The following is a 1,767-nucleotide window of genomic DNA, read 5'->3' as shown; positions in this document are numbered from 1 at the left end:
ATCTGATAACGTTGGACTCTATGCAGAAGGTTCAAAATCCACCATCACAATGACGGGAGGAAACGTCACAGGGAAAGACAATGCATTGGTTGCTGAAGATGGCGGCCATATTACTGTTACAGATGTGGCTCTAACTGTCACAGATGTGGCTCCAAGTGACGACGATATATCGTCTGGTGTATTTTCTGTTGGCGAAAGCAGTGTAATTGAATTACTTGGAAATACAACGATTAGTAATAGTGCACTCGGGCTTCAAATACTAAACGATGGTGCAATCAAGATGACTGGAGGAACCATTAAAACTTCTTTAGTTGGTGCTGGTTTCTTAAACAGTAACAGCAGCGAAAACAAGCTAGAAGGTGTGAAGATATCGAGTGGGAAAGACGATACGTTACTAAACTTTGGAATAAAAGCAGATAAAAGTACCGTCACTTTAAAAGATGTAACAGTGACTCAAGCAGCCGCCAGTATAGTTGCAGACCATGATTCGACAATAACAATCTCAGGAGGGGCATTTAGTGGACGTGACGTAGGAGCAAGTGCAGAAGGTGGTAGTACGATTATCTTGAAAAACAATGCAAACATTACATCATCTGATAATGTTGGACTCTATGCAGAAGGTTCAAAATCCACCATCACAATGACGGGAGGATCCGTAGCCGCGAACGAAACAGCGTTATTCGCAATCAACGGAGGGCATATTGATGCCACAGATGTTGCTTTAACAACAGAGGGAAAAGGAAGCGGTGCATTTGTAAGTGGCAATGACAGCACAATTCAATTGCATGGTGATACAACAATTAACAATACTTTGGGCGGACTCAATACCGTTAATGGAGGTAAAATCATTAGCGAAAACTTATCGATAATCGGTGGTGAAGCACTTGAAGTCCCCGACAACGAACGCACTGGTATATGGACATCGGACTCTGGTAGTGAAGTTAGGTTAATGGGCAAAACAACCATTCAAAATGTCGATGAAGGTTTTTATGCAGACGGTGGAAGTAAAATCATTAGCGGAGATTTAACAATAACTGGTGGTGAAAATAAAAAACAAACCGTTGCTGTAAACGTTGCGGAACTTGGTAGTGCAATCGAATTAAATGGTAAAACAATCATTCAAAATTTTGATGTTGGTCTTTTTGCAGGAAATAATAGCACAATTAAGATGACGAATGGTTATATTGGAGCAGCAGAGAATACAATAAAAAATAAAATAGAAGCAAAAAAAGTTGCACTATGGGCGGCATTTAACGGACATATTGATGTCCAGAATGCTTCTCTAACAGCAGGAGTTGCTGGTTTGCAATTTATAGCTCTCTATAATATTGACCCAGATGAATCAAGTGATCTAGAAAAACATCAAAACAATGAAATCAATTTGACCAATACAAACCTCTCCGTTGACAACGGCACTGGAGTTTTTGTTGGAGGTTTCACTAACACAAACATGGAAGATATTCCAACTTTATCAATCGGTACAGTCAATCTCAAAAATTCAGAAATCCATGCTGATGTATTGTTAGGAGATGGTCTTTTCGAAGATCCAAAATCTTGGAAAAATGACAATTATTGGAACAATAAAGAGGTTAAAGCGATCTCCAATGGCACCTTCACCTTAAGCGCTGATCAGTCTACTCTAGAGGGCAGAGCGAATATTGCTAAAGATAGAACTGTACGTTTTGATCTAAAAAACAAGACAACATGGACACTAAAGACCAGTACAAAAGAAAAAGATGATGATGGCAATCTGCTTGATATTGCTCA

1 pseudogene is annotated in these 1,767 nt (G+C 39.4%); it reads left to right on the top strand.

Annotated features, from left to right (window positions below):
* Positions 1-1,767: pseudogene (locus ACFINC_RS08845) on the top strand (autotransporter outer membrane beta-barrel domain-containing protein); the annotation flags it as partial.

The sequence above is a fragment of the Bartonella sp. AP58NXGY genome (assembly GCF_042195785.1).
GTDB lineage: Bacteria > Pseudomonadota > Alphaproteobacteria > Rhizobiales > Rhizobiaceae > Bartonella.
The sequence above is the reverse complement of the archived record's forward strand: the minus strand, read 5'-3'. Positions and strand labels throughout refer to the sequence as shown.